This is a genomic window from Bacillus sp. BS1807G30, from assembly GCF_040047675.1.
Taxonomy (GTDB): Bacteria; Bacillota; Bacilli; order Bacillales; family Bacillaceae; genus Bacillus; species Bacillus altitudinis.
In genome coordinates this window covers 239,268-265,715 of record NZ_CP157353.1, presented here as the reverse complement: position 1 = coordinate 265,715, position 26,448 = coordinate 239,268, and the positions used below count along the sequence as shown (strand labels likewise).

At 42.3% G+C, this 26,448-nt stretch carries 24 protein-coding genes; 12 read left to right on the top strand and 12 right to left on the bottom strand.

Annotation, left to right across the window (positions count from 1 at the left end; genetic code table 11):
• The first annotated feature begins 13 nt into the window (after positions 1-13).
• Positions 14-634 carry a hypothetical protein gene (locus ABG082_RS01450; protein WP_317328521.1) on the top strand — a complete coding sequence of 207 codons (621 nt, stop codon included), beginning with the start codon at positions 14-16 and terminating at the stop codon, positions 632-634.
• Between the two features lie 346 nt (positions 635-980).
• On the opposite strand, the gene ABG082_RS01445 is transcribed toward ABG082_RS01450, so the two are convergent.
• Both ABG082_RS01445 and ABG082_RS01440 read right to left on the bottom strand, forming a co-directional pair.
• Positions 981-1,463 carry a hypothetical protein gene (locus ABG082_RS01445; protein ID WP_007498435.1) on the bottom strand — a complete coding sequence of 161 codons (483 nt, stop codon included), beginning with the start codon at positions 1,461-1,463 and terminating at the stop codon, positions 981-983.
• Positions 1,464-1,570: 107 nt separating this feature from the next.
• Complete coding sequence (locus ABG082_RS01440) at positions 1,571-4,237, bottom strand: S8 family serine peptidase (RefSeq protein ID WP_317328520.1); 2,667 nt, start codon at positions 4,235-4,237, stop codon at positions 1,571-1,573.
• 242 nt (positions 4,238-4,479) lie between these two features.
• Between ABG082_RS01440 and ABG082_RS01435 the strand changes: the two genes are divergently transcribed.
• Genes ABG082_RS01435 through ABG082_RS01410 form a run of 6 tightly spaced genes read left to right on the top strand, consistent with a single transcriptional unit; the run spans position 4,480 to position 11,969 of the window.
• Complete coding sequence (locus ABG082_RS01435) at positions 4,480-4,938, top strand: PTS sugar transporter subunit IIA (RefSeq protein WP_024719036.1); 459 nt, start codon at positions 4,480-4,482, stop codon at positions 4,936-4,938.
• On the top strand, positions 4,935-5,264 hold the full coding sequence (locus ABG082_RS01430; protein WP_007498438.1) for a fructose PTS transporter subunit IIB: 330 nt from the start codon (positions 4,935-4,937) through the stop codon (positions 5,262-5,264). The genes ABG082_RS01435 and ABG082_RS01430 overlap by 4 nt, the downstream gene beginning before the upstream one ends.
• 36 nt (positions 5,265-5,300) lie before the next feature.
• On the top strand, positions 5,301-6,419 hold the full coding sequence (locus tag ABG082_RS01425) for a PTS fructose transporter subunit IIC (RefSeq protein WP_017358746.1): 1,119 nt from the start codon (positions 5,301-5,303) through the stop codon (positions 6,417-6,419).
• 28 nt (positions 6,420-6,447) lie between these two features.
• Positions 6,448-9,111, top strand: a complete 2,664-nt coding sequence (gene mngB / locus ABG082_RS01420; RefSeq protein ID WP_348936444.1) for a mannosylglycerate hydrolase — start codon at positions 6,448-6,450, stop codon at positions 9,109-9,111.
• 57 nt (positions 9,112-9,168) lie between these two features.
• Entirely contained in the window at positions 9,169-10,053 is an 885-nt protein-coding gene (locus tag ABG082_RS01415) for an ROK family protein (protein WP_249476530.1), read from the top strand.
• The gene (locus ABG082_RS01410) at positions 10,050-11,969 is read left to right on the top strand and encodes a BglG family transcription antiterminator (protein WP_249476529.1); all 1,920 of its coding nucleotides are present in this window, start codon (positions 10,050-10,052) and stop codon (positions 11,967-11,969) included. Before ABG082_RS01415 ends, ABG082_RS01410 begins: the two co-directional genes overlap by 4 nt.
• A gap of 61 nt (positions 11,970-12,030) precedes the next feature.
• On the opposite strand, the gene arr is transcribed toward ABG082_RS01410, so the two are convergent.
• On the bottom strand, positions 12,031-12,447 hold the full coding sequence (gene arr / locus ABG082_RS01405; RefSeq protein ID WP_249476528.1) for an NAD(+)--rifampin ADP-ribosyltransferase: 417 nt from the start codon (positions 12,445-12,447) through the stop codon (positions 12,031-12,033).
• Between the two features lie 139 nt (positions 12,448-12,586).
• Here arr and ABG082_RS01400 point away from each other — a divergent pair, with 139 nt between their 5' ends.
• Both ABG082_RS01400 and ABG082_RS01395 read left to right on the top strand, forming a co-directional pair.
• The gene (locus ABG082_RS01400) at positions 12,587-12,733 is read left to right on the top strand and encodes a hypothetical protein (protein ID WP_155403681.1); all 147 of its coding nucleotides are present in this window, start codon (positions 12,587-12,589) and stop codon (positions 12,731-12,733) included.
• Positions 12,734-12,846: 113 nt separating this feature from the next.
• Positions 12,847-13,164, top strand: coding sequence for a hypothetical protein (locus tag ABG082_RS01395; protein WP_272511955.1), 318 nt, complete (start codon positions 12,847-12,849; stop codon positions 13,162-13,164).
• A 7-nt stretch (positions 13,165-13,171) separates the two neighbouring features.
• Here ABG082_RS01395 and ABG082_RS01390 read toward each other — a convergent pair whose 3' ends face one another.
• The 4 genes from ABG082_RS01390 to ABG082_RS01375 all read right to left on the bottom strand — a co-directional run bounded on the left by ABG082_RS01390 (position 13,172) and on the right by ABG082_RS01375 (position 18,465).
• A complete protein-coding gene (locus tag ABG082_RS01390; RefSeq protein WP_035703028.1) occupies positions 13,172-13,909 on the bottom strand; it encodes a hypothetical protein in 738 nt (245 codons plus the stop codon).
• 182 nt (positions 13,910-14,091) lie between these two features.
• The gene (locus tag ABG082_RS01385) at positions 14,092-15,513 is read right to left on the bottom strand and encodes a glycoside hydrolase family 1 protein (protein WP_249670430.1); all 1,422 of its coding nucleotides are present in this window, start codon (positions 15,511-15,513) and stop codon (positions 14,092-14,094) included.
• 19 nt (positions 15,514-15,532) lie between these two features.
• Entirely contained in the window at positions 15,533-17,392 is a 1,860-nt protein-coding gene (locus ABG082_RS01380; protein WP_045034648.1) for a beta-glucoside-specific PTS transporter subunit IIABC, read from the bottom strand.
• A gap of 236 nt (positions 17,393-17,628) precedes the next feature.
• On the bottom strand, positions 17,629-18,465 hold the full coding sequence (locus tag ABG082_RS01375; RefSeq protein WP_017358738.1) for a PRD domain-containing protein: 837 nt from the start codon (positions 18,463-18,465) through the stop codon (positions 17,629-17,631).
• 185 nt (positions 18,466-18,650) lie between these two features.
• Between ABG082_RS01375 and ABG082_RS01370 the strand changes: the two genes are divergently transcribed.
• Complete coding sequence (locus ABG082_RS01370) at positions 18,651-18,851, top strand: hypothetical protein (RefSeq protein ID WP_008343859.1); 201 nt, start codon at positions 18,651-18,653, stop codon at positions 18,849-18,851.
• A 34-nt stretch (positions 18,852-18,885) separates the two neighbouring features.
• Here ABG082_RS01370 and ABG082_RS01365 read toward each other — a convergent pair whose 3' ends face one another.
• Together ABG082_RS01365 and ABG082_RS01360 are read right to left on the bottom strand one after the other, a co-directional pair.
• Complete coding sequence (locus ABG082_RS01365; protein ID WP_024719047.1) at positions 18,886-20,505, bottom strand: APC family permease; 1,620 nt, start codon at positions 20,503-20,505, stop codon at positions 18,886-18,888.
• Positions 20,506-20,848: 343 nt separating this feature from the next.
• Complete coding sequence (locus tag ABG082_RS01360; protein ID WP_348936443.1) at positions 20,849-21,817, bottom strand: rhodanese-related sulfurtransferase; 969 nt, start codon at positions 21,815-21,817, stop codon at positions 20,849-20,851.
• 199 nt (positions 21,818-22,016) lie between these two features.
• Here ABG082_RS01360 and ABG082_RS01355 point away from each other — a divergent pair, with 199 nt between their 5' ends.
• Complete coding sequence (locus ABG082_RS01355) at positions 22,017-23,099, top strand: iron-containing alcohol dehydrogenase family protein (RefSeq protein ID WP_281215618.1); 1,083 nt, start codon at positions 22,017-22,019, stop codon at positions 23,097-23,099.
• 51 nt (positions 23,100-23,150) lie between these two features.
• Here the strand turns inward: ABG082_RS01355 and ABG082_RS01350 are convergent, their stop codons facing one another.
• The 3 genes from ABG082_RS01350 to ABG082_RS01340 form a co-directional block, all read right to left on the bottom strand.
• A complete protein-coding gene (locus ABG082_RS01350; protein ID WP_008343867.1) occupies positions 23,151-23,978 on the bottom strand; it encodes an aldo/keto reductase in 828 nt (275 codons plus the stop codon).
• A gap of 181 nt (positions 23,979-24,159) precedes the next feature.
• A complete protein-coding gene (locus ABG082_RS01345; RefSeq protein ID WP_272511952.1) occupies positions 24,160-24,621 on the bottom strand; it encodes a DUF523 domain-containing protein in 462 nt (153 codons plus the stop codon).
• A gap of 347 nt (positions 24,622-24,968) precedes the next feature.
• Positions 24,969-25,427, bottom strand: a complete 459-nt coding sequence (locus ABG082_RS01340; RefSeq protein ID WP_017358730.1) for a MarR family transcriptional regulator — start codon at positions 25,425-25,427, stop codon at positions 24,969-24,971.
• Positions 25,428-25,634: 207 nt separating this feature from the next.
• Here ABG082_RS01340 and ABG082_RS01335 point away from each other — a divergent pair, with 207 nt between their 5' ends.
• Positions 25,635-26,402: a GNAT family N-acetyltransferase gene (locus ABG082_RS01335; protein WP_272511951.1), complete on the top strand. Its 768-nt coding sequence runs from the start codon at positions 25,635-25,637 to the stop codon at positions 26,400-26,402.
• The last annotated feature ends 46 nt before the right edge of the window (positions 26,403-26,448 follow it).

The window sequence follows — 26,448 nt, the reverse complement described above, 5'->3', positions numbered from 1 at the left end:
AGCTGTCGTTAATATGGAAATGACCATTACAAGAGCATTAAGTGAACTGAAAATGTTAGATAAAAGAATCAACCGAACGATTGATGAAGCTGTACTCGGTGGCTTGGTCATCGGGAAACATATACAGAACGGATTTCAAGATCAAGAAGAAGTAGAAAAAAAGGCAAAAGCAGATGACCAATCGATTCAAGCATTAATCAAACGCCGAAATGCCATTAAATCAGCCATCGTTGTGTCGAATGCTACGACAACGATTGAGGTGGCGGGTGTTAGCATGACCGTAGCAGAAGCCATTGAACGCAAGACATCCATAGATTACGATATTCGTTATTTACGAAAATTAAAAAAGGTCTACACAGAGCTCGTTGACCGGTCAGAACAAATCAATGAAGATGTGAAAAAGAGACTGGATCAGCATTTAGAAACACTATTTGGAAAAGACGGGAAAACACAAGCCGCTGCCAACCAAGAGATCGTCAAGTCATTCCTAGCTGAAAATGAGGCGGCGATCATTGACCCTCTTCGTCTTCGAGTGAAGATTGAACAGCTTTCGAAAGAGATTGAAGATTTCCAAATGGAAGTGGATTTCTCCTTGTCAGAAAGCAATACCTTGACAAAAATACAGATCGACTAGTCGATTTTGTTAGTGAGCCGAAAATCGATAGGACTAAACACCTCCGAGGGAAAGGTCATTCCCTCCTCATCTGATGATCATCTTAGGATGATCCATGATAAAAGCTCAAAGCTGAACGTTCAAAGCTGAAAGCTCAAGTATTCAAAGTTCTTATCCATCAAAGCTCAAGATGTAAAGCTCAATGCTCGATCGAATCTGGGAGAAACGGCTCATGAGTGTTTGTTTATCGACTCTTTCGGTTGCCGCCCAGCAGGTTTGCTAACAAAAAGAAAAGGATGTCACTAGCTGACATCCTTTTTTTCTATGAAAACGACAGAGCTTGCGCCAAGTCGCCTCTTCTAGCAGATTAGTAACGTGATGTATATGCCAAATGGTACACACTTGTCACATTTGAAGATAGCGTGATGTCGTTTGAAGTAAAAGTCACTGGAACGATATCGTAGTAATGTGTAGACCAGCCTGCATTATTGTATGTACGGTAGCCTGCACCTGCAGGAACTTGAATCGTTAGTGAAAATTGTCCATTCTCGTCTGTTGTACCTGTCGCTGTTTGAGCATATGATTTGATCGCTGCTTCAAAATAAAGCTGAATTGGCTGATTCGCCATGAGTTGACCACTTGTATCCTTTAATGTTCCTTTAAAAGTAGCTGGATAATATGAGCCTACACGATATTTACTGCCAGAACCGTAATTGACCATACCACCGTCTGCTGCTGTGACGCCTGTTACTTGTACGGATGCTGGTACTGCTCCTGTTTCCTCTGCATGTGCAAAGCTTGGGAAAACGAGAAGCAATGATAGAAAGAAAGCAAACATGATTTTTTTCATCGATAAATCCTCCTTTTTTTTCCTACTATATTACTATCGACAGTTATTGTCATTTTTCCAGTAAAAAACAAAAACTTCCCTTTTTATTCAAAAGGGAAGCTGCAAAACTATTTTTTCACAACAACTTTCACTGCTTTACTTTCTCTTTTTCTTACATCTGAAGCCGTCACATACAAGACGGTTTTGGCTTTTTGCGGCTTGATTTTAGCCGTAAATGCGCCTTTGCTATTGGTTTTGACCGTTTGAATGACTTTCTTTGATTTGTTCTTCACCTTGATTGTCAAGCCTGCACCCGCAGTTCCTTTGACCGTTTTACTTTTCACTGTTACTCGATTCACCTTTGGCTTAGCTGGTGCTTTGCCCTTTTTCACGACCGTTTTGAGCGAAGTCGCAGCCTTTCCTTTTGACATCTTGATGTGAAGCACTTTATTTTTGTTTTGATGCTTGATCTTCACACTAAAGGTTCCCTTTTTGCTTGCCGTGCCTTTTCCAAGCAGGGTTTTGCCTCTATATACAGAAATGGCAGCGCCTGCTTTCGCCTTTCCTGTCACCTTTTGATGCTGATCTTCTACTTTGTTGACTGATGCGTTTAATTCAACAGCACTTAATGCGGCAAAAGCATTGAGTCTGCCATGTCCAGTCATCCAATCGATACCCGGAATCTTCGGATCAACAACAGGCTCGTCATTTTCATCATAGAAAACGTCATCTGTTCCATCAACAGCTTTAAATGAAATATCATCCGCTGTATTTTGTAAAATATTTCTCACTTGATTTGGTTTCAGGGTTGGATTTTTAGAAAGCAGTAATCCTGCTGCTGCTGCAACATACGGTGTAGCCATTGATGTCCCGCTCAAGTATGAAACATTCCCATCAGGCATTAAGCTTGGGATATCGGACCCTGGTGCAGACATGCTTAATCCTTTCCCATAGCTTGAGAATTCAGCGGCAATATCCATGCGATTGCTTGCACCAACTGCCATGGCATATTTGGAAGTCGCAGGATAACCCATTTCTGGAATGCCATCGTTTCCGCTCGCCACTACCACTAATACATTTTTTTGTGCAGCATAGTTCATCGCATATTCAATGACCTTGCTATAGTAGCCACCAAGGCTCATGTTGATGACCTTTGCACCTTTGTCCACTGCATGTTTAATGCCAAGAGCAATATGCTCTGTATCTCCATTTCCATACGCATCCAGCACTTTGACTGGGATGATTCCTGTATGTTGATTCAGCCCTGCCATGGAGTAATGATTATCGGCTTTTGCTGCAATGATACCTGCCACATGGGTGCCGTGGCCATTGTCATCAATTGCATCTTTATTTCGGCCGATGAGATTGGCACCTAAGTCTGTGCGAACCGTTCCGCTTAAATCGGACAAACGGCTGTCGACACCTGTATCCACAACAGCGATTAACGTTTGCTTCATTTTGCTTGTGCCAATCAATGTATTCATTTGTTCAAACTTCACATCAGCGCCTTTTTTCCCACTGTTCTGCGCACTGTTTTTCAGCGGCCACTGGTAACCATACTGCGCGTCATTGCTGAGCGCACGATACGTTTGTACAGGCTCTGCAAATTCAACATTCGGCATACTAGAAAGCTTTCTCGCCGTGCTTTTGATCACAGCTTTGCCTGCTTTAAGAGTTTTGCCAGCTGATTCTTTCCCTGCCGGTACATCGTAAACATACATTCCTTTAAATAAAGGATTTACTGACTGAGATGTCACACGGTTTTCTTGAATTCCGTAGCCTTTCATCTTCTTTTTTGCGGATTGAAGCGTTTGTCCATCCTTTAATTTAAAGATGATTTTGTTTGTGTTGACCTTTTCTTCTGGAACAAGCTTTTGTTTCTCTAATACATAACCGATCGATTTTCCTTCAAGCTGATCGATTCCTACTTTTTGTCCCACTGTTTCTAATTCCTTTTTTAGATAGGCTGGACTTGCCTCTTTGAGCATATCAAAAAGGGAACGGATCGCCTGTTGCTCTTTCTCTGTGACGATATGACCGCTGAATGCACCATTTTTCTCTACGTCATTCAGCAATGATTTTAATGTAAGCAAATGATTGTACACCGTTTGCTGCTTTTTTTGATTGTTGATGAGTTTAGATTTAAGAAACGGCTTTGTTTTTTGTAGCAGACGTGTAAGCTTCTGACCATCGGCTGTTTCATTGAATCGTTTGTCTTCGATCGTACGAATGGATTGAAGAATTTGACGTCCATGCTTTTTCTCAATAATGATGATCCCTGGCTCTTCTTCTTCAGGGAAAATCGGTTCAGATGGCGGAAGATTCGCGCCTTTATACCCGATTGTATATGCTGCATCCTCTTCCTCATCACGGCTGTCTTCCTCTGAACCTAAATACAGCACTTTGACATAGTAAGGACCTGACCATGCATGCGGGAAGTTGATTTCTGTCTCTCCACTTGCTGTGTCCACACGATATCTCGAATAAGTGTCATCCTTTATCGCTCTATCCTTACTTGGGTAGACCGATACAGATAACACTTGTTTGCTTTTGACAGCAATTTGCATATGTGTATGTTTTGCCACATCTTGTGCAGATGGCGTGATTTGGTACCATGACTCTTCTTTTTCATTCTGTAATGTACCTGAGATGACTTCACCATTTTTTAACCCAATGGCTTCATTGACACTTGTGCCCTTACTAACTGCTGATGCCTCGTACCCAGGTAATGCAGCCATACATAGAATGATGGCCATGAGTACAACCACACAGGATTTGACCTGCTTTTTAAACATGAAAAGACCCCCTTATCTTTTACAATACCTTGGAAGAATATCACAGAATCCCTTTTAGTAGAATCTGTTTTTGACATAATTAAACTCGTTTTAAGCTAGGATTTGAAATATTCAGATGGCTAGTCTGATCGCTTCATAAACTTTTTGCCATTTCAAACGGAAAATGATGCTATTTAACCATGTCGAAAAGTACATTACAATCAAATTGTAAGCGCTTAACAAACAAGAGAGAAGGGATCAGCTTGTTCCAAAAAGATCATGTTTTTACACAAGTAAACGGTCGATCAAAGAATGAGATTTTACAATACATTTCCGAGAAAGCTGAAGACCTTCACATTACAAACGATCAGTCAGGGTTATTAACAGATTTGTTGAAACGCGAAGACGAAGTCTCAACAGGACTTCAGCAAGGTTTTGCGATTCCTCATACAAAAAGCTCTGCTGTTCAAACGGCTTCACTTCTCTTTTTAGAACTTGAACAACCCATAGAATGGGGAAGCTTCGACGATTTGCCAACAAGCTATTTATTTACACTGCTCGTTCCACTAGAAGAGGCCAATGTCACACACCTCAAATTACTGTCTGGCATTGCCACAAGTTTAATGGAGCCTGCTTTCATCGAAAAGATTCAACCCGGTCAAACAGCAGACTATTATTACGAAGTCATTGAACAACAATTGAAAGAGGGGATTACACAATGAAAATTGTCGGTGTCACTTCATGCCCAGCAGGGTTAGCTCATACACCAATGGCAGCAAAAGCATTAGAGAATGCGGGTAAACAGCTTGGACACGAGATTAAAATCGAACAACAAGGAATTATGGGACAGGTGAATGGCATTACAGCAGAGGAAGCCAAGCAGGCAGACCTTTGCATCATTGCCTCCAATCAGCACATTAACGACGCTGAACGCTTCTCAGGTATTCCTACTGTTCGTGTCGAAATCGGACGCGCCCTAAAAAATGCCGAGCAAATCATCACAAAAGCCGTTGCGCTGGTTGAAAAGAAAAAATCTGAATCCCAATAAACAAGAGCAATGCCATATAGAAAGGAGCAAAGCAGAATGAAAGCAAAATTAAAAGTCATTGAAGGCCACCTCATGACCGGTATTTCTTATATTCTTCCGGTGATCATCGGAGCTTCACTTATCGTTGGTTTAGCCAAACTAGTCGGGTTAGGTTTTGGTGTGTCAGATTTAAACGCCTATAAAGATGCAGGCGGCATTTTACATGGTGCCTATTTGATGGAACAGGTTGGCTGGACAGGCATTGGCTTAATGAACGTACTGCTCGCTGGCTTTATTGCCTATTCGATTGCGGATAAATCTGGTCTTGCGGCCGGCTTTATCGGCGGAGCTCTTGCCAGCTCAACAAATGCTGGTTTTATTGGCGCCGTCATTGCAGGTTTCTTTGCCGGATATGTCGCTCTCTTTGTGAAAAGAAAAATTCAAATTCAAGGCTCCGCAGCTGGACTCGTCCCTTTGCTCATCTTACCGCTCATTACTGTTGGCTTAACCGGACTTCTCATGTCCGTTCTGCTAGGCGGTCCATTAGGGGCTTTGAACACCGCATTAATTGAATGGATCAAAGGCATGGTCGCAGATGGAACAAGTACACTCGCACTTGCTCTCATTCTAGGTGCAATGATTGGCTTTGATCTTGGCGGCCCAGTGAATAAATCAGCTTGGATGGCTGGTAACGCGCTCTTCCTATCAGGTGTCTATCTTCCTGCCATTCTCGTCAATATTGCGATTGTCATTCCTCCGCTTGGATACGGGCTTGCGACATTGATTCGAAAACGCAACTTCTCTCCTACGTTTAGAGAAGCCGGACGAGGCGGTCTTGTGATGGGGATTATCGGGATTACAGAAGGAGCCATTCCCTTTACACTCGTCAATCCTTTGAAATTGATTCCGCTGAATGTCGTCGCTTGTGCTGCTGGAAGCGGGGTCGCTGCCTTATTAGGTGTCCATGACATCATGCCGCCAATTGGCGGACTATACGGATTCTTCTCAGTAGGAAACTGGTGGGCGTATTTAATCGGCGCACTAACTGGCGCACTTGTTATTGGAATTGGTGCCAACCTACTTGTGAACTTCTCTGAGAAAAAAGAACCCCAAAAGCCAGAACATGATCAGAAGCAGAAAGAAGAAGATGATTTTGACCTTGTGCTAGAAGGATAATTTGAACAAAGAAAGGTGTCGTTACACAATGACTGTCAATGTACATGTGATTCCACATACTCACTGGGACCGGGAATGGTATTTTACCACCTCCCGCTCCCGTATCTACTTAATGAAAAGCGTAATGGACATATTGGACACCCTCGAAACAGATGAACGATTCCATTACTTCATGCTCGATGCACAAGCATCCTTGCTAGATGATTACTTGAAATGGCGCCCAGAGGATGAGGATCGAATTAAACAGCTCGTCACAGCAAAACGCCTCATCATCGGTCCGTGGTATACACAAACGGATCAGCTCGTGATTTCTGGGGAATCGATTGTACGAAACCTGCAATATGGGATTGAGCGCTGTCAGCAGTTCGGACATGTCATGAAGGTCGGTTATGTCCCTGATTCCTTCGGTCAATCTGCACAAATGCCTCAAATTTATCAAGGCTTTGGTATTGTCGACACAGCCTTTTGGCGCGGCGTTTCTGATCATATGACGAATCACACAGAATTTAATTGGCGCGGGGCTGATGGCAGTGAAGTGTTTGCAGTGAATCTGCCATTTGGCTACTACTACGGAGGAAATATTCCTGAAAAGGATGAAGACCTGCAAGCCTTTCTTTCTGAAAAAATCGGGGCGCTGCAAGCAAAAGCCACGACAAAGAATGTCTATTTCCCAAATGGCTTTGATCAGGCGCCTATTCGTAAAAAACTGCCTGACTTATTAGAAAAAGCCAATGAAATAGACGAGCACCACTATCAAATCAGCAGTTTAGAAGACTACATTGCAGCAGTGAAAAAAGAGCGAACTTCTTTTGAGACATTAGAAGGAGAGCTCATTCATGCCAAGCATATGCGAATTCATAAGTCCATTTTTTCAACAAGAGCAGATTTGAAAATCTTAAACAATCAAATTGAAAACTATCTTGTCAATGTAATGGAGCCGATCCTTACAATCAGCTATTCACTCGGACACGATTACCCGCATGACACGGTGCGTGATATTTGGTACCTCATGTTTGAAAATGCAGCGCATGATAGCATTGGCGGCTGTAATAGTGATACGACGAATCAAGATGTCTTCTTCCGCTATAAACAGGCAAAGGAAATCGCCGAGAATCTTGTGGACTTACACATGCGTCTCATCGCCATCCGGCTGCAAACTGAGCAAGAAATCACGTTCACTTTATTTAATACACTGCCTTCAAAGCGCTCTGAAGTCATTGAAGTCGAAACCTTTATCACAGAACGTCCATTTACGCTAAAAGACGCTGATGGACGAACTCTTCACTACACAGTCAAAAGCAAAACCGATGTGACAGATTATGTCTTAGCACAGCAGATTTCACTTAACCCAAGCAAAGAGGTGTACATGCCAAAGCAAGTCTGGAAAGCTGTTTTACTCATTGAAGCAGTCGACTTGCCATCCGTTGGTTATACACAAGTCAGCATGGTTTTCGATGAATCTAGTGAATCCATTTTGGAAAAAACAGAAGGTCGTGTCATTGAAAATACGTTTTATCGCATTGCAGCAAATGACAATGGGTCATTAGAAATTACGGATAAACAGACCGGACGAACGTTCTCTGAGCAAATGATCTTTGAAGACAACGGAGATGATGGGGATTCTTATAACTATTCACCACCGCGTGAGGATCTTTATGTATCATCTAAAGATATCTCATCAGCTGACATCACCGTATCTAAAAGCAGTTTACAGGAAGAGCTCATCATCAAGCTTCAATTGACTGTCCCATATGATTTAGAGGAACGTTCGGAGCAAAAGGTGACGACTTCCCTCCCGATCACAGCGAAGGTGGCTTTAAATAAAGATGAAGCGGTCATCCGTTTTCATGTAAATGTTGACAACCATGCGCTAGACCACCGTCTACGGGTACTCTTTGATACAGGTATTGCATCAAACGTATCACTCAGCGATCAACAGTTTGGCACCATCGAACGTCCAACGGAGCTGACGCAAGAGCTAGAATGGTGGAACAATGAACATTGGGAAGAAAAACCGATTACCATTGAACCCATGCAATCATTTGTTGCACTTCGCGATGAAGCATATGGTGTCTCTCTTTTGACGGACTGCGTCAGAGAATACCAAATCACAGGCGCGGGCTACACAACCATTGCTTACACACTCTTCCGCTGTTTCGGAAAAATGGGGAAAGAAAACCTTCTTTATCGTCCTGGCCGGGCTTCTGGAGAAAAAATCGTAGAAACACCTGACGCCCAGCTTCAAGGATCGCTATCATTCTCCTTTGGCATGCACTATAGCCAAGAAGCGGTGAATGAAGGACACTTGGCTCAGCTTGCTAAACGTTACACCACCCCGGTTCAGTGCTACGAGCGGGCAGACTTTTTAAACGGTCGTTTAATTTTCTCTTTCCGAGATGAAAAAGAAGACTTACAATCTACTTATAGCCTGCTTGACATTGAAACAGACGGGGCCGTTCTAAGCGCTTTGAAAAAAGAAGAGCATGGAACAGGCATTGTCATTCGTCTCTTCAATCCATATTTAACACGTCAAACAGCCGCTTCAATCAATAGTTCATCTCTACAACATGGAGAAACAGCGAATTTAGGCGAAACACCTGAAGGACATATACTGAAAGCACAACATGGATCATTACACATTGAACCGCTCACACCTTGTCAGGTACAAACCTACATTGTAAAGAAAAAATGAACATGTAGGGGCGGGATCCATTTGGATTCCGCCTCTCTTTAATGGAGGGCATTGATCATGCGAATTGGAGGCATTGAAGCAGGCGGTACAAAATTTGTCTGCGGCTACGGAACAACAGACGGAACGATTGAACATATGACTTCCTTTGCAACAGGGAATCCAGAAGAAACATGCCGGCAAGTGATCGAATACTTTACAGAGCATCCAGTCGATGCGATTGGCATAGGCGCATTCGGGCCTGTCGATGTAAAAGAGCACAGCCCCAGCTATGGAACGATTCTCGAAACACCCAAAACAGCTTGGCGCCAATTTCCATTACTCTCAACCTTAAAACAAGCACTCGGTCTCCCTATGAAGCTTGATACGGATGTGAACTGTGCGGCGCTCGGTGAAGCTCGTTTTTCAACTGACACAGACAGACCAAATTCCTTGGTCTACATCACGGTTGGGACGGGAATCGGCGGCGGTGCCTATATTGAAAACCGCCTCATTCACGGACTGCTTCATCCAGAAATGGGACATATCACCGTTCAGCGCCACCCTCATGACACCTATGGGGGCTGCTGCCCTATCCACCATGATTGTTTAGAGGGACTAGCATCTGGACCTGCCATAGAAGGCCGCTATCATACATTGGCACAAATGCTGCCAGAGGAGCACCCTGCCTGGTCACTTCAAGCTTATTATCTCGGGCAAATGACCGCAAATTTATTACTCACCCTTTCACCAGAACGCATTATATTTGGTGGAGGTGTCATGAAACAACCGGCTTTGCTGCCGCTCATCCATGAAGAAACAGACAAGCGGCTTCATGGTTACTTACAATTACCAAAGCCATTAAATGAAATCGTCACAAAGCCTTCCTTTGACGGATTATCTGGTTTAATGGGAGCCATCGCCCTTGGAGCTGATGCCTTAAAGGAACAAGGAGCGGCGCAATGATGATGACGGCAGATACTCGAACCTACCAGCTCATTCAGCGGCTATTTGAAACGAAAGGGTTCGTGAAGCTTGAGGAGCTCACTGCCTCTTTTCGCTTATCTGACCGCTCCATCCGCAATTTAATCAAAGAAGCAAACGAGCTGTTAACACAAGCTGGAGCTATGATCAAGACCATCCGCGGGAAAGGATATACGCTCTTAACAAGTGACCAAGACGCTTTCCTGCTTTGGCTTCATCAGCAAAAGCTTCCTGCCCGCTCTCTCGTACCCGTCATGCCAGAAGAGCGCATACGATTTATGATGAGAAAACTATTGCTTCAATCAGACTACTTAAAAATTGATCAATTAGCAGAAGAATTGTTCATCAGCCGTATGACGGTCAGCAGTGATTTAAAAAAAGGACGGGAGCTGTTAGCCCGTTACGGTATGACCCTTGTCTCAAAGCCTGGATTTGGCTTAAAAGTAGACGGAGACGAATTGCAAAAAAGGACGTGCTACGCAGACTTACTGCTTGAAGAAGAACCCGCCCTATCTCATATAACTGAGCGGGAACAGCTTCATTTCCCTGACATTTCACTTGAAACCATTCGATCCATTGTGCTGACAAATCTATATCAAGAATCACTGCTCATTAAAGATATTGCCCTAAAGAATTTAGTGATTCACTTAGCGATTGCCATTCAGCAAACGCAAAAAAAACAGCGGATACCCGCCAGTACCACTCACACACAAAGACCGCCAGTGTTAACAAGAATCGCTCAAAAGATCACTCATCAAATAAGTGACACGTTTCACGTCACCTTATCAGAGGATGAAACAGATTACTTGGTGATGCATCTCTTAGCGAATCAAACGTGGAAAGAAATCGATGAGCACCAAACGACAGAAGAAGTGCGTCAGGCGGTGACACAATTTCTCCAGCACATTGAAAAAACAAGCGGTCATCGTTTTGTAGATGACGATATCCTGCGTCAAGATTTGATGCTGCATATGAAGCCATTATTAAATCGAATTCAATACGGCGTGTCTTTACAAAATCCGCTTTTGCATGAGATCAAAACTTCTTATCCTTATCCGTTTGATTTGGCTGTCAGCGGACTCAATGCCTTACAGCTGGTGCGGACGCCAAATGAAGATGAGGCGGCATATGTTGCCTTACATATTGCTGCTTCATTTGAAAGAAGTCATCTTGACACCTCGCAAAAAAAGAGGGCCATTATTGTATGCGGGTCTGGACTAGGAACGGCACGGCTGCTTGAAATTAAATTGAAGGCGGCCTTTCAACATGAGCTTGAGATTGTTGAGCTTTATTCTTATCAGGATTACGCTTTTAGCACGACTTTGCCATGTGATGTGATTATTACAACCGTACCTCTCGCACCAAAGGGGAAACCAATCATTCAAGTGAATGCTTTTTTTGAACATCATGATGTCCAGCGTGTGAGTGAGGTCATTCACCTGTTAAACGGACATGGTTCCCCTTCGCAGGAGCTGATGGCTTTTTTCCAAGAACGATTGACCTTGTTGGATGTGAACCTTTCAAGCAAAGAAGAGGTATTAGATACGCTTTGCAGCCGGCTGGAGGCGCATCAGCTTGTTTCATCTTCTTTTCGTTCCTCCGTGCTGGAGCGGGAGCAAATGTCATCGACCTATCTTGGTAAGGGGATTGCAATGCCTCACCCGCTCATCACAAATGAAGGCACCTCCTGCGTGGCAATTGCACGATTGAAACAGCCGATTGATTGGCAGGGCGATCAAGTATCTCTTATTTTCTTGTTAGCCATTCAGAAAGATGACGCTGCTTGCATGAATCAATTTTTTGAACAAGCTGTCGATTTATTAGACAGTCCTGACCGCCTTCACTCCTTGAAACATGCAAGGACATTTGATGAGCTGATGCATGTCCTGTTTCAATAGCACTAAAGGCCGCCCAAGTGAAATCGGGCGGCCTTTTATTCATCTATTCCTCACATACGAATCAATCGTATATGACATTTTTTCCTTCTTCCCTTAACTTTTTTAACGACGTCAGCATATGATTGATTTCTTCATCGGAATGTCTTTCCCACGCACCTAATTCTGCGACTATTTTCAAGGGAGATGTCGACCGGTAAGAACGGGTCGGGTTCCCCGGATACCTTTGATCCGTCAAATTCGGATCATCTTCAAACTCGCCTGTCGGTTCCACAACATAAATTCTCTCTTTGGAATCAGATCGAGCTAATTCAGCTCCCCATTTGGCTGCGTTTAATGTTCCAGTAAAATAGATGTGGTTCGATTGTTTATCCTGATAATTGGATAAATGCAACGGTTCAAGCAGGTCCCCAATCTTCAATTCCGCTTTCGTCCCATGAAAAAACGGCCCAGGATCTAAAACATCTTTCTTGTCATTCATACACCCACACCCCTTATCGTTTTTGACTTGCGTATAACAGTATACGGGCTGATGCGGGCGGAAAACAGTCTATAAATGAGATTAAATTCGGGGTATAATAATAGTAGAGAGTAAGGTGTGATTTGTAAAATCCAGCAAGTTGAAAAAACAGCAAGCATACATACAAAGCAGTCTTCTTGAAAGAGATAAAGAAACTAAAAAATTAATTGCGGCAACGGAGCAAGAGGAAAAGGAAGGAAGAAATTTTGGTGGCAGTTTTGGAAATAGCGTATTGAAGGATATCTGATCAGGATTGAAGAAGATGAGGATAAAGTAGCCAAAGAGACGTTTTGATGTTTTATCTGGTTGGCGTGTTGGCACATAATCAATTAAATTCTTCAGGAAGGGTGTAATGAGATAATGAAAGATAGAGAAAAGATTTGTCATATATATGCTCAAAAAAGTTGGCATATGGATTCTTATATTATTGGTAATCGTGAGGGTTTAATAGAATTAAAGAGTGCTATTGACCAAGCATTGAAAAGTAATGTTGGTCAAGCTGAATTGTTTCCATCAGATTTAGAGGATTATACAACTTACGTTGCTTTAGTTGATGATAAAGAAGAATTGGATTCACTTATTATGCCTTACACTGATGAGGATAATGATGATGAAAACTTGATACATCCAGTTGATATAGTTACAAGTCATGAAGAGAAAAAAACCCCTAAAAATTAGGGGTTTTTTAGTGTAATATTGTTTCTCCTGGACTTGCTTTGTATTTCTTTGGTACTGATGCTCTGAGAGCATGGTGTATTTTATCTTTTGGAGCTACATGAAAATGCCAATACCAAGTTGAGGTTTTTGGTATTAAAGGGATTTTTCCATTGTCTACAGCAAATACTCTTGTTGTTCTTTTCTTTCCTTTGTGTAGGACGACAACTAAACTTCTAAGTTGTCCTTTATCATTTCTTACATCCCATTTAATTTTGTAATTTTTACCAAATCCTTTTATCCGATTTTTTAGATATTTAAGTGCAGTTCTTGCGCCTTTTGATCTGATAGCCATTAAAGCAACTCTTCCTACGGTCATTGCGATAGGTATGAAGAATACTGGTAGTGCTTGTGTTGTTATTTCACTCTGATTACTTTTGGAGTCAAGTTGTTTCATTCGGTTTTCTAAAGCTAAAAATTCTTCATTGTTGAAATATTGATCGATCACTTTATTTTGTTCTGACTCTGTCATGTTTTCAAATTCTTTTTCTGTAAATGGAAGGTTTTCTATGTATTCCCCCATTTTCTTTTCAAGTTCGTCTAATTCTTTGTTAGCTTGTTCATTTTGTAGAACCGTCGGTGTTACTAATGCTTTTAACTCTTGTGAATTGATAGAGTGTGTTTCTGCTGATGCTTCTGATGAAAATGGAGTCCATATTGATATGACAAGAGCTAGGGTAATTAGGGTTAAAAGTGTTTTTTTGAACATTTTGATTATATTCCTCCTTTTGTATTAAATTCCAAAATAAAGGTTATCAAATCAAAATGAGTGTATCAATGGATTTAAGATAGATTTAAGGAAACTTCTATGGTAGACAAATGACACAAGCCGATAAAGTGAACGAACAAAAAAGCCAGCCACCCGCTAATAAGGTGACTGGCTTTTTCCTGTTACTTCCCGATGTTCTCCCCATTTTGCTCGATCAATGTTTCATACCAATAAGAGCTCTTTTTCCGAATTCTCTTCAGGTCTTTTAGGTCAAATTCATCACGGTTGACGTAGATAAAACCGTAGCGTTTTGAGCAGCCTTGGTGTGTACTGATTAAGTCGATGGCTGACCATGGGCAGTACCCGAATACCTCAACACCGTCAGTGATCGCCCATTTGATTTGTTCAATATGTTTTTCTAAATAATCAATTCGGTAATCATCCTGAATCGATCCATCCTCTTCTAACTTGTCAAAAGCGCCCAGCCCGTTTTCCGTAATAATCAGAGGTAGCTGATAGCGGTCGTAAATCTCACGCATCGTTGATCGGAAACCGGTAGGGTCAATCTCCCAGCCAAATGCATTTTTACTTAAGAACGGGTTGTTCCCGCCTTTGTAGACGCCATCTTCACCGGATTTTAAATGCTGATCTCCACCGCGGGCAAATTCATCATTGCCATCTCCTTTACTCGCTTCAACCGTTTGAGATGTGTAGTAGTTAAAGGCAATGAAGTCTGGTTTTGCACTTTTCAAAATATCCATATCTCCCTCTTCAATCACAGGAAGAATGTCTTTTTCCTTCATGTATGCCCATGCAAGGTTGTTATAACGGCCGAATACCGCCATATCAAGATACAGCCAGTTGCGGATCGCATTGTAATTGGCCGCAGCAATGACATCCTCAGGTTTTGGAGATGCCGGGTAAATAAGGGCGATGTTTGGCGCTGGTCCGATTTTCGCCTCAGGCAGCAAACGATGACAAAGCGTCATGGCTTTCGCCTGTGCCACAAGCATATGGTGGTTCTGCTGATATAGTTCTTTTTTCGGATTTTCTAAATTTGGATCCAGTGTACCTAGAGCTGATCCATGTAAGATCATCATGTTTTGTTCATTAATGGTCAGCCAATATTTTACCTTCTCACCATACTCTTGGAACAAAACCTCCGCATAACGTTCAAACGCATCGACTGTTGAACGATTTGACCAGCCGCCTTTCACTTGAAGCGCATGAGGTAAATCAAAGTGATACATCGTCACAATTGGTTCAATGTCATAGCGTCGCAATTCATCAATGAGAGAATGGTAGAAGTCAATTCCCTTTTGATTGATCTCCCCATCTCCATCTGGCATGATGCGTGTCCATGCAATGGAGAAACGATAAGCCTTCAAGCCCATTTCTGCAAACATCTTCACGTCCTCTTTATATCGATGATAGTGATCGCTGGCTACCTTAAAATCAGTTGTTCCTTCAGGATAGCTTTCTCTCATATCAATGACTGAAGGTCCCTTGCCATCCTCGTTCCATGCACCTTCTACTTGATAGGCGGAAGTCGATCCGCCCCAGAAAAAGTCTTTTGGAAATGGTGCTAGTGTTGAATATCTCATGATTATGTCCTCCCTTTTCTTAAACTAAGTGTAAAAATGATTGTCCTGGTGTCACTTGTTTTTCTTCTGTCTCAATGATATCGCTAAATTCACCGGAATTGGTAATAATCACAGGTGTTGTGACAGACAGTCCTGCTGCTTGAATGGCCTCAATATCAAACTCCGCAAGTAGTTCACCTTCTGTAATGGCTTGGCCCTGCTCAACCTTCGGCGTAAAATGACGGCCTCCAAGTTGTACAGTATCCAGTCCAATATGAATGAGTACTTCTGCTCCACTTTCAGAGGTGAGACCGTATGCATGTCCTGTTGGAAATACCGTTGTCACGACTCCAGTTACTGGTGCAAACAGCTTGCCTTCTGATGGAATAATGGCTGCGCCCTTACCTAAAGCGCCAGATGAGAAGGCCTTATCCTGCACCTCTTCTAGCTTGATGACTTCGCCAGATAAAGGACTTTTCACATGAGCTGCTTTGACACCATGTTCATTTTCAGATGCTGGTGCAGAACTAGCTGCAGGTGCATCTTCTTCATCCACAGGATCTTTGAATCCAATCAAATAGGTTAAGACGATTGAAAGGACAAATGAAACGGAAATTCCGATTAAGAACCCTGTAAATCCTTGACCATAGAAGATCGGAAGTGTCAGTAAACTCGGAAGACCTGACGCGATCGCAATACTTTGTGAATAACCGATAATGGCACCACCCACACCGGCAGAGATAACCGCTGCAATAAATGGTTTTTTCAAACGAAGTGTGACGCCGTATACAGCAGGTTCTGTAATTCCAAATACAGCAGAAACCGCTGTCGATCCAGCTAATGATTTCAGTTTTTTGTTCTTTGTTTTCAGCATAACACCGATTGAAGCACCGGCTTGTGAAAATACAGCTGGCGCAGTGGCCGGCTTAATATGATCTTTTCCATGAACCGCAATATTATTTAAAATGACTGGCACAAGCCCCCAATGGATACCGAAGATGACAAGAACCTGCCATGCCATCGCAATTAAAGCACCGGCAAGTGTAGGGCTAAAGGAGAATACTTTCAGCAGGACGGCTGCAATTCCATTCCCTGCATACACACCAAATGGTCCAAATACGATCAGTGTCAGTGGAACGACCGTGACCAGTAAAATCAGTGGTGTAATAAAGTTTTTCACACTTTCATGAATGACTTTGTTAAAGAAACGTTCGATATATCCCATCACAAACACTGCCAAAATAATTGGGATAACCGTTGATGTATAAGACATTAAGACAACCGGAATGCCGAAGAACGACACATCTCCGCCGCCTTTTGTGAGCTCTTGAATAGTCGGGTAGATCAGTGCACCTGCAATCGTCACAGCGACAAATGGATTCGCTTTAAACTTCCTAGCAGAAGTGAATGCGAGCAGCAGCGGCAGGAAGTAGAACAAGCTGTCTGATGCGGCAAATAAAATTTGATACGACGTATCTTCAGGAGATAACCATTTTGCATTGATACAGATGCCTAGAAGTCCTTTTAAAATACCGGCACCCGCCATGACACCTAGAAGCGGTGTGAAAATTCCAGAAACAATGTCGACGAATTTTCCAAAAAGACTTGTACTCTCTTCACTTGATCTAGCAGATGAAGAAGTGGAATCCTCTAATAGATTCGTAAACTCCCCAATCTCTCGATATACCTCTGGTACGGTGTTGCCAATGACCACCTGAAACTGGCCGCCGCTTTCCATGACAGTCACCACACCATTTAATTTTTCAATGGCTGCTTTATCTGCTTTTGACCTGTCATTTAATGTGAAGCGAAGTCTTGTCGCACAATGGACCAATGAATGAACGTTTTTCTCTGTCCCGATATGTTTGATAATGTCTTCTGCTAATTGACGATGACTCATACAAAAACCCCCTTTTTTTCAAAAAAATACGTTTTTAGGCAAAATAAAAACCTAAACGGGCACCAAAAATAGTCGCAACTTGCTATTGCGCTTTTTCAGTGAACGTTTAGGTTTTGCCTGCCGAACAGTCACAATCCTCTAAGACGATCATTGTGAAACCGTATTCTTTTATGTTTATGAGCAAATAGTACCACTCACTTTTTATGATGTCAACGCTTTCTTTTAAAATTCTATCTTTATTTTTCTCGTTTGATGAGTCGATTCAAATGAATCGATAGATAGAGCATCTCCTCTGATGTCAGGTCGCGATGATACGTTTGATACACATATTCCGCGATTTTCTTTGCGCAATCGTACGCCTTCGGATATTTTACTTTAATCAGCTGATATAAATCTTGATCTTCACTGACGAGTAACGTTTCGTTGATGAGACGCTGTACGAAAAAGCGTAAATGTGTGAGAAAACGATAAAAGTTGAGCGAGTCTTCATCAAATTCCATGTTCAGATGATATTTCACAATGGTCAGTATGGCATTCACTTCTTTCGTGATATTGACTGTTGTATTCATGTCTTCATTGAGCTCTGCATTAATAATATGCATGGCAATAAAGCCCGCTTCATCTTCAGGCAGTTCAATATGAAGACGATCTTCAATCATCTCAAGGCATTCCTTCGCCACGAGAAACTCATCTTTGTATAAACGTTTAATCTCCCAAATCAGCGAATTCTCAATCAAGTGGTTTTTCTTTAATCGTTCGATGGCGTAATGAATATGGTCTGCCAGCGATACATGCAGACTTTCGTTTAATCTTCGGTTCAGCTTTGTATGTGCGTATTGAATCATTTCCTCGGTCACCTTGACGACATCATACGGAACCTCTTGAAGCAGCATTTTCATTCGCTCATGTACGGAATGATCCTCTAGGCGGAACACTTTATCAATTAACGCCTCGTCCACCGGGTCTCCGGGACGTCTTTGAAAAGCGATGCCTCTGCCCATGACGACGATTTCTTTTCCTTGTTCATCTATCACACTAATGACATTATTGTTTAGAACCTTTTGAATCTGCATCTCCAAACACCTCCGTCTATAACCAGCCATCTACACTCAAAATATGCTCTCATCTTAACACAACTGTCAAATCACTTGGCGTTTTTATCTGACTTTTGAAATAGATTTCACGATATTTTCACTTCTTTCTTGCTGGTCTGATCCTCTCTCGGCCTGCATACAATACCCCGAGGAGGTGACCTTCGATGAAGGCTTTTTTCTGGTCAGCATCTTTTTTATTCATGTTCATTCTGACTCTCTTTATTCTAGGTATTGTTTTTTGGCTTAGTGGACAAGGCTTAGATCAGCTATGGAGATATGCGCTTATCTGTCTTGTGACAGCCACCGTTCTACACGGCGTTACCACTTGGCTAAAGCAGCATGTCATGGATCATCCATCCAAATAAAAAGGCTGCCCTCAGTATTCAGGCAGCCCTTACGTTATTCCTTAGATGAGGCGGCTTCTTTCTGAGAAGCACGCAGTTCATCGTTGATTTTTTTCGCATCTTCTAAAAACTCTGTTTCAAATCCACTTTTGAGTGCCCACATATAAAATAACAACGCCACAACTGCAATGAGCGCCATATCCCAGCCATAATGAATGACGTTATACCCGCCAAATTTATCACTACCGAGACAGGAAATCGTCATCATCACAAGCAAATACACAACCATCCAAGCACCTGCTTTAAAGTGACGGCCAAAGCCCTTCCACTTCGCTTTTGCTTGATAGTAAAAATAGATTGGCAGACCGATGAGAATAATGAACAGCACCTGACCCGTCAGCGGCCATCTCGCCCAGTACAGTGTCAATGATGCAAAGACAAAACCAAGCGGGGCAATGATGCTGAGCCCTTTAATCCGCAATGGACGATATAAATCTGTTCCCGTCTTTCTCAGCGTCATCACTGTCACAGGTCCTGTCAAATAGGAAATCAGGGTCGCTACAGAGATAATTTCAGCGAGAACCCCCCATCCTCTAAACAAAAACAGAAAGATAAACGATACACCCAAATTAAAAAACATCGCTGGACGAGGCACACCGTAAATTGGGTGCAGACGGCCAAGTACACTCGGCATGTACTTGTTTTTTTCCATCCCATAAATCATACGAGACGTCGTCGCCGTATACGTAATCCCTGTGCCAGAAGGGGAAACAAACGCATCTGCATATAAAATGAGGACAAGCCAGTTAATCCCTAGCGCAATAGCAAGATCAGCAAATGGCGAGTTGAAATTTAAATGCCCCCAGCCATTCACAATCATTGATGGATCGACAGCGCCAATAAAAGCGATTTGCAGCAGCACATAAATGACCGTTGCAATCAAAATCGATCCAACAATGGCAATTGGAATCGAACGCCCTGGATTTTTCGCTTCTCCTGCCATATTAATCGGGCTTTGGAAGCCATTAAAAGCAAACACAATCCCCGATGTTGCCACAGCTGTGAGCACACTCGCCCAGCCGTTCGGCGCAATACTTGTTCCAGAAGTAAAATTCTCACTATGAAAACCTACGAATAAGAGCGCACCAATTGTTAATCCTGGAATGACGATTTTAAAAACCGTAATGAATGTATTCGCCTTTGAAAACAACCCAACTGTCCAATAATTGAGCAGAAAATAAATCACCAGCAGCACACTTGCCACCATGAGCCCCTCAGTCGTCAAAACCCCTTTTGTGACCAAATGGCTTGTCCACTTTGCCCACTCCCAAGGCCATGAGCTCATGTATTGAACGGAGGCAACTGCCTCAACAGGAATCACTGAGACAATGGCAATCCAGTTTGCCCAAGCGGCGATAAATCCAATAAAAGAGCCATGTGAATATTGCGTATATTTGACCATTCCGCCTGCCTCTGGAAACATCGACCCGAGTTCACTATAAGACAATGCGATAAATAAAATAACAACCATCCCGATCAACCATGACAAAATAGCAGCAGGGCCGGCGATTTGAGCAGCCCGCCACGCACCAAAGAGCCATCCTGAACCAATGATTGAGCCAAGACCTACCATCATTAAAGCGAAAGTTCCCATCCTACGATGCAAATGATTCATGTTCATAACACCTTTCGATTAAAATACAGAGCATGTGTCGAGCAAGCGCCTTTCTTTTATAGCAGCTCACCTTTCATTCCATTGGCAAATACTTTCTGATCTGAACTTTTATCTTTGTTCATTTTTTTGCCTGTTATATTATCTCTCAATTCTCCATTTTCTGAAATAGTCGAACATGCTTATTTCAAAAGAAAGCGCTTTTTCAACTGTTCAATCTATTAGACTGATTAACTACCTTTACCCTTATTTTGAAAAAAACAAAACAAAAAAGAAAGAGGAAATGACTTCCTCTTCCCTCTGAACACGTATCATCCAAAGAAAAAAGGATAAAAGGGAAACCCTCTTATCCTTGTGAGATTGCTTGTTCTTTTTCAATGACAGCTAGTCTTTCTTGAACTTCTTCTTCAGATAAATTGTGCTGTTTCACATAAAGGTTACGTTCGCTTGTGCGGCATTCATGGCTGCAGCTGCGCATATATTTATGCTCGCTTTCTTCTGTTGCAATCATTTTGCGGTTACATGCAGGGTTCGCACAGTTCACATAACGCTCGCAAGGTTCGCCAGTGAAGAAATCTTTTCCTACCACAACGTGCTCTGTTTGATTGACTGGAACCGTTAGGCGGTTATCAAACACATAACATTGACCGTCCCATAGCTTTCCTTGAACTTCTGGGTCTTTTCCGTACGTGACAATTCCACCGTCAAGCTGGGATACATCTTCAAAGCCTTCACGCTTTAACCATCCTGAGAATTTCTCACAGCGTACGCCGCCTGTGCAATACGTCAGAATTTTTTTCCCTTCAAGAATCTCTTTATTGTCACGAATCCACTCAGGCAATTCACGAAATGTCTCAATGTCAGGGCGCACAGCACCTCTGAAGTGACCGACATCAAACTCATAATCATTACGTGCATCAATCACGACCGTATCAGGTGATTGCATTTGCTCGTAAAATTCAACTGGGCTGAGATGTTTCCCCGTTAATTCTAGCGGATTCACATCATCTTCAAGACTTAAATTCACCAATTCATTTCGATGACGGACGTGCATTTTCTTAAACGCATGACCATCTGCTTCGTCAATTTTAATTGGCATGGACGCAAAGCGTGGATCTTCTTTCAATGCTTGCATGTACTTGTCCGTTTGCTCAATGGTACCAGAAACAGTTCCGTTTATGCCTTCAGATGAAACAAGAATACGACCTAACAAACCAAGTTCCTTACAGAATGCTAGATGCTCTGCTGTAAACGTTTCTGGATCCTCAATGGGGGCATATTGATAGTAAAGTAATACACGATATTGTTTTTCCATATATATAAACACCTCTTAAATTTAATCAAAACATACCATTTTATATCATACAGGAAATACATACCTTAAGGCAATGTCAGCAGTTCAATTCCATAAAACGGAAGGGTCTATGGTCTCATATTGTTCGATTATTTGACAGAACTTTCTGTAAAATGAGATGATTTAAGAACTATATGATTTCGTAAAGGAGCATAAGTCAATGATCCAGCCAGAAGAGATCGTCAGAAGCGGTCCTAACCAGTTTATTTCTCAAAAGGGAATTTATCACGAACTCGAGTCACTTGCATCTCCTTTTCATTCACCTGCTATAGTGACAGGATATGACTCATATCAAGCCTTTTCACAGTACACAAAGCTTCCATCCGAGTGGCCTATTGTTCAGCATAAAGGTTACAGTTCACCAAATGCGATCACACGAATTGCGGAAGAACTCAAGAGTTCAGACGTCATCATCGGGATCGGTGGAGGCACGATTTTAGATACAGCGAAGTCTGTTGCCGACGCTCTCCAAATTGAAGTGATCATGGTGCCGACGATTCCTGGGACATGTGCGGCTTCTACACCGCTCAGTGTCATTTATGATGACAAGGGAAATTTCATGAGGGTCGACTATCATAAGCGGTCCAGCTATCTCACGTTAATTGATCATACTTTTTTGCTTTCATCTCCTCTTTCCTATCTCCAAAGTGGAATTGGGGATACGCTGGCAAAATGGTATGAAGCGGAAGCCATTATTCGTAACACAAAAGGCACCTTGCCGCTCATGGTACATGCTGCATTAAAGCAGGCAGTGTACGTTCGTGACATTCTTCTGACTCATAGTGAAGAAGCCGTTAGCAGTTTAAAAACAGGTCAGTTTTCTCAAGCCTTTGCAGATGTAACAGATACGATCATTACGTTAGCCGGAACAGTCGGCGGCTATGGAGGACGTTATGGCAGAATGGCAGGAGCCCATGCTGTTCATAATGGATTAACATTTATTGATGAAACACATCATGTGTTACATGGACAAAAAGTGGCCTATGGCATTCTCGTCCAGCTTGCCGCAGAAAACCGTATGACGGAAGTAGAAGAATTACTTGAGCTCTATCAAACACTCGGATTACCTAGAACGATGCGTGATCTTGGCATCACAGCTCAGCTAGAGGAAGCAGCACATACAGTGGCAAACCATGCTGCACGTAAAGATGAAACCTTTTGTTTGATTGGAGACTATACGATAGAGCAAATTGTCGACGCCATTCAAATCATTGAGACCTATCAGCCTCAAAAGACGGTCTGAACATAGGGGCAAATAAAAAAGCACAGGCATCCCGCCTGTGCTTTTCTTATATTAAAAATCGAAGTTATCTGGGTCTGGACCCGTGCGCTCATCTTCATTGAGCTGATCAATGACACTCATTTCATGGGCGGACAACTCGAAATCAAATACGTTTGTGTTTTCGATGATTCGGCTCTTCGTCACAGATTTCGGAATGGTGATAATGCCATGCTGCAAGTCCCAGCGAAGAATGACTTGCGCCACTGACTTCTCATGCTTTTTCGCAATATCTTGAAGCACCGGATGGTTAAGAAGTTTTCCGCTGCCTAATGGCGACCATGCTTCTACATGAATGCCTTTTGCCTTGCAGTAGTCACGTAAAGGCTCCTGCGTCAGCTTCGGATGCAGCTCAATTTGATTGACCATTGGTACCACTTCTGCCTCTTCTAATAAATCTTCTAAATGGTGCTGATGGAAGTTACACACGCCAATGGCTTTCACACGGCCATCCTTATAAAGCTTTTCTAGCGCCTTCCACGTTTCTTTATATTTGCCTTCAACCGGCCAATGGATTAAATAAAGATCCAATACATCCAGACCTAGTTTGTTCATACTCGTTTCAAAGGCTTCAAGCGTTGACTCATATCCTTGATCACTATTCCACACTTTTGTCGTAATGAACAGATCATCGCGAGAGATGCCTGATTGCTGAATGGCTTTGCCAACACCTTCTTCATTTTGATAGGCCGCTGCTGTATCTATACTGCGATAACCAGCTTCAAGTGCGTCTTTGACTGCATTTACAGCCTCATCCCCATCTTTTACTTGCCATACACCAAAGCCAAGCTTCGGCATTTTCACTCCGTTTGCTAATGTGACTGTATCTGTTAATCCACTCATCAAACAAACCTCCGCTTCATTTTTGCTTACCATGCACTATACCCGATTGTGCGAAAGATCATGCATGAAAATAGACCATGCAAGGGCTACTATGATCTAATTTCATTTTGTCCCATACTAACAATACAAAATTTTTATGTGAATATATTTGTTTTTATATTAAATAGATTTCTACTTATCCCTATACAAACAGCGAGGTCCAATCATCCTCCTCAGAGAATACTTGAATCCCATGCTGTTTCAGCAAGGCAGACGTCACACCGTCCCCAGCCTTTGTCTTCCCGTTAAACTCTCCCCGATAGATCATCCGGCTTCCGCAAGAAGGACTGTACTCTTTTAACACGACGGATGTTGCGCCAAGAGTCTGAACCTGCTTAAGCGTGTCTTGTGCACCTTTTACATACATCTCTGTCACATCTGTTCCATGAACATCAACAACAGAAGCCTGCCTTCGTAAGACATCATGACCATCTCCACCAATAATTTCTGCGGGAGGTCTTGGTGTAGAGAAACCACCAAGCAGCTCAGGGCAAACTGTTACCGCCTTTCCTTCCTGCACAAGCTCCTCGATACGTTGATCTAATCGATGGCTGCCATTATAACGGACCTTTAATCCCGCAAGACAAGCACTGACAACGATCATGTATGTTCCTCATTTCTATGTATTGAACGTTTTTTGCTGACTTTAAAATAAATCCATAAAGGCAAACAGAGTATCGTGTACATCAGAAAGGGCAGAGCACAATACAAAACAGCCGCCCACATGGACCCTTCAACTCCTGTCACTCCAAAAAAATAAACAAATAATAGCAAGCTGACAAACAATCCGACGAACGGCATGATAAAAACATACTTTTTAAAATTTTCCATCATCTCTTTCACCAACACGGCACCCTCCCTCAATCATCATCACGAACAACGTCAATATATGTTAATTTTACCATAAAAAACCGAAAGCATCTAGTTTATAGAAAGCTTTCGGTTCGTTTTTTATATCTTTTCCTTCCAAGTCTTTAAGAAGCGCTCGATAACCTGTAGCTCGTCTTCATTAAATTCATGGAGGAATTCTAAGTAGGAGGAGACTGCCTGTTCATGAAGCTCATCATGCAGTGCCGCCAGCTGTGTACCTTCCTCTGTCAGTGAATAATAGACGGATTTCTTGTCACCTTGCCGGTGGCAATAGTCGACCATGCCTTTTTCGATGAGCTTTTTCACAGCCTTTGTAATAGCTGGTTTTGATAGTTTTAGTTGTTGTGAAAGAAATGTATTATTGGATTCGTTAGGGTTTGCTTGAATCATAGATAAAATATGAAGCTGTGTAAGTGTCCAATCTTGCTTGAGTGTATCAGTCGTGGTAATCAGTGGATCTGTTGGATCGTTCCGTTTCTTTTCCCTATGCATAATCAAATCTTGAATCGCTTTTAAGACAATCTGCTCTTTTGTTTCCATCTGAACCTCCACTCTTAACTGGTTAATAAAATGGTACTAATAATCAATAAAGGAGTCAAAAGAAATGTGGGGATGAGGAAAAGAATGGGTCATCAGACCTGATAAATAAAAGAACTTTTTTACTAGATTACAAGAGACGGCACAATTTCCTTTTCTTTGCTATCATTTATGATAGGTAACCCTCAATCAAAAAAAGAAGGTGAGAGAATGAAAACAGAGCAGCAAATGGCCATTCGCCAGTTAGAAGAAAAAATAAATTTGTTTTCTTCTGTTGTAAACGGATCGTTCCTATCAACAGAAGATTTCGTTCTATCAAACACGCATATATCAACTGACACGTTCAATTTGTTATTACCCATTTCAGCGCACATACAAGATCAACAAAAAGTGGAAGCTGCCATCGAACAAATGCAGCAACAGCAGCTAGCATTCAGCACATGGATCACTCAAAGCCTGCTCCACCCAGATTGGTCGAATATCATGCAGAAATATGGGCTTCAAGAAGTGGAACGCAATACCATCATGATGCTTGAACATACAAACGACATCGATCAAAGGACCTCTCAATCGCTTACGATCAAGGAAGTGACTGACGATCAAACTTTTCTCGATTATCAACATTTATTTATCGAACTTTTCGAAGGATCACCTGAGGCAATCGCTTTAAACAGCTATTTCCAGCGCTTTTCGATTGAACGATTACACCCGAGTACCCGCATGTTCGTTGGATATGAACTCAACAAACCGGTCACAACGGGCTTATTGATTGAAACAGCAGACAGCTACGGTATTTATGATGTCATCACAAAGGCAGAACACCGCGGAAGAGGACTTGGCAGTGACATGTTTCATTACCTTCTGACCCAGACAGATAACAAACAAAAGTGTGTGATGTTACAAGCCTCAAATGACGGCAAACATATCTATCAGCGTGCCGGATTTCATCCAATTGGAGAAATGGTTATTTTTGAATAGAAGATGACATTTTTTCTGAGGTATCAAAGGCAAAGAAAGGCATCCT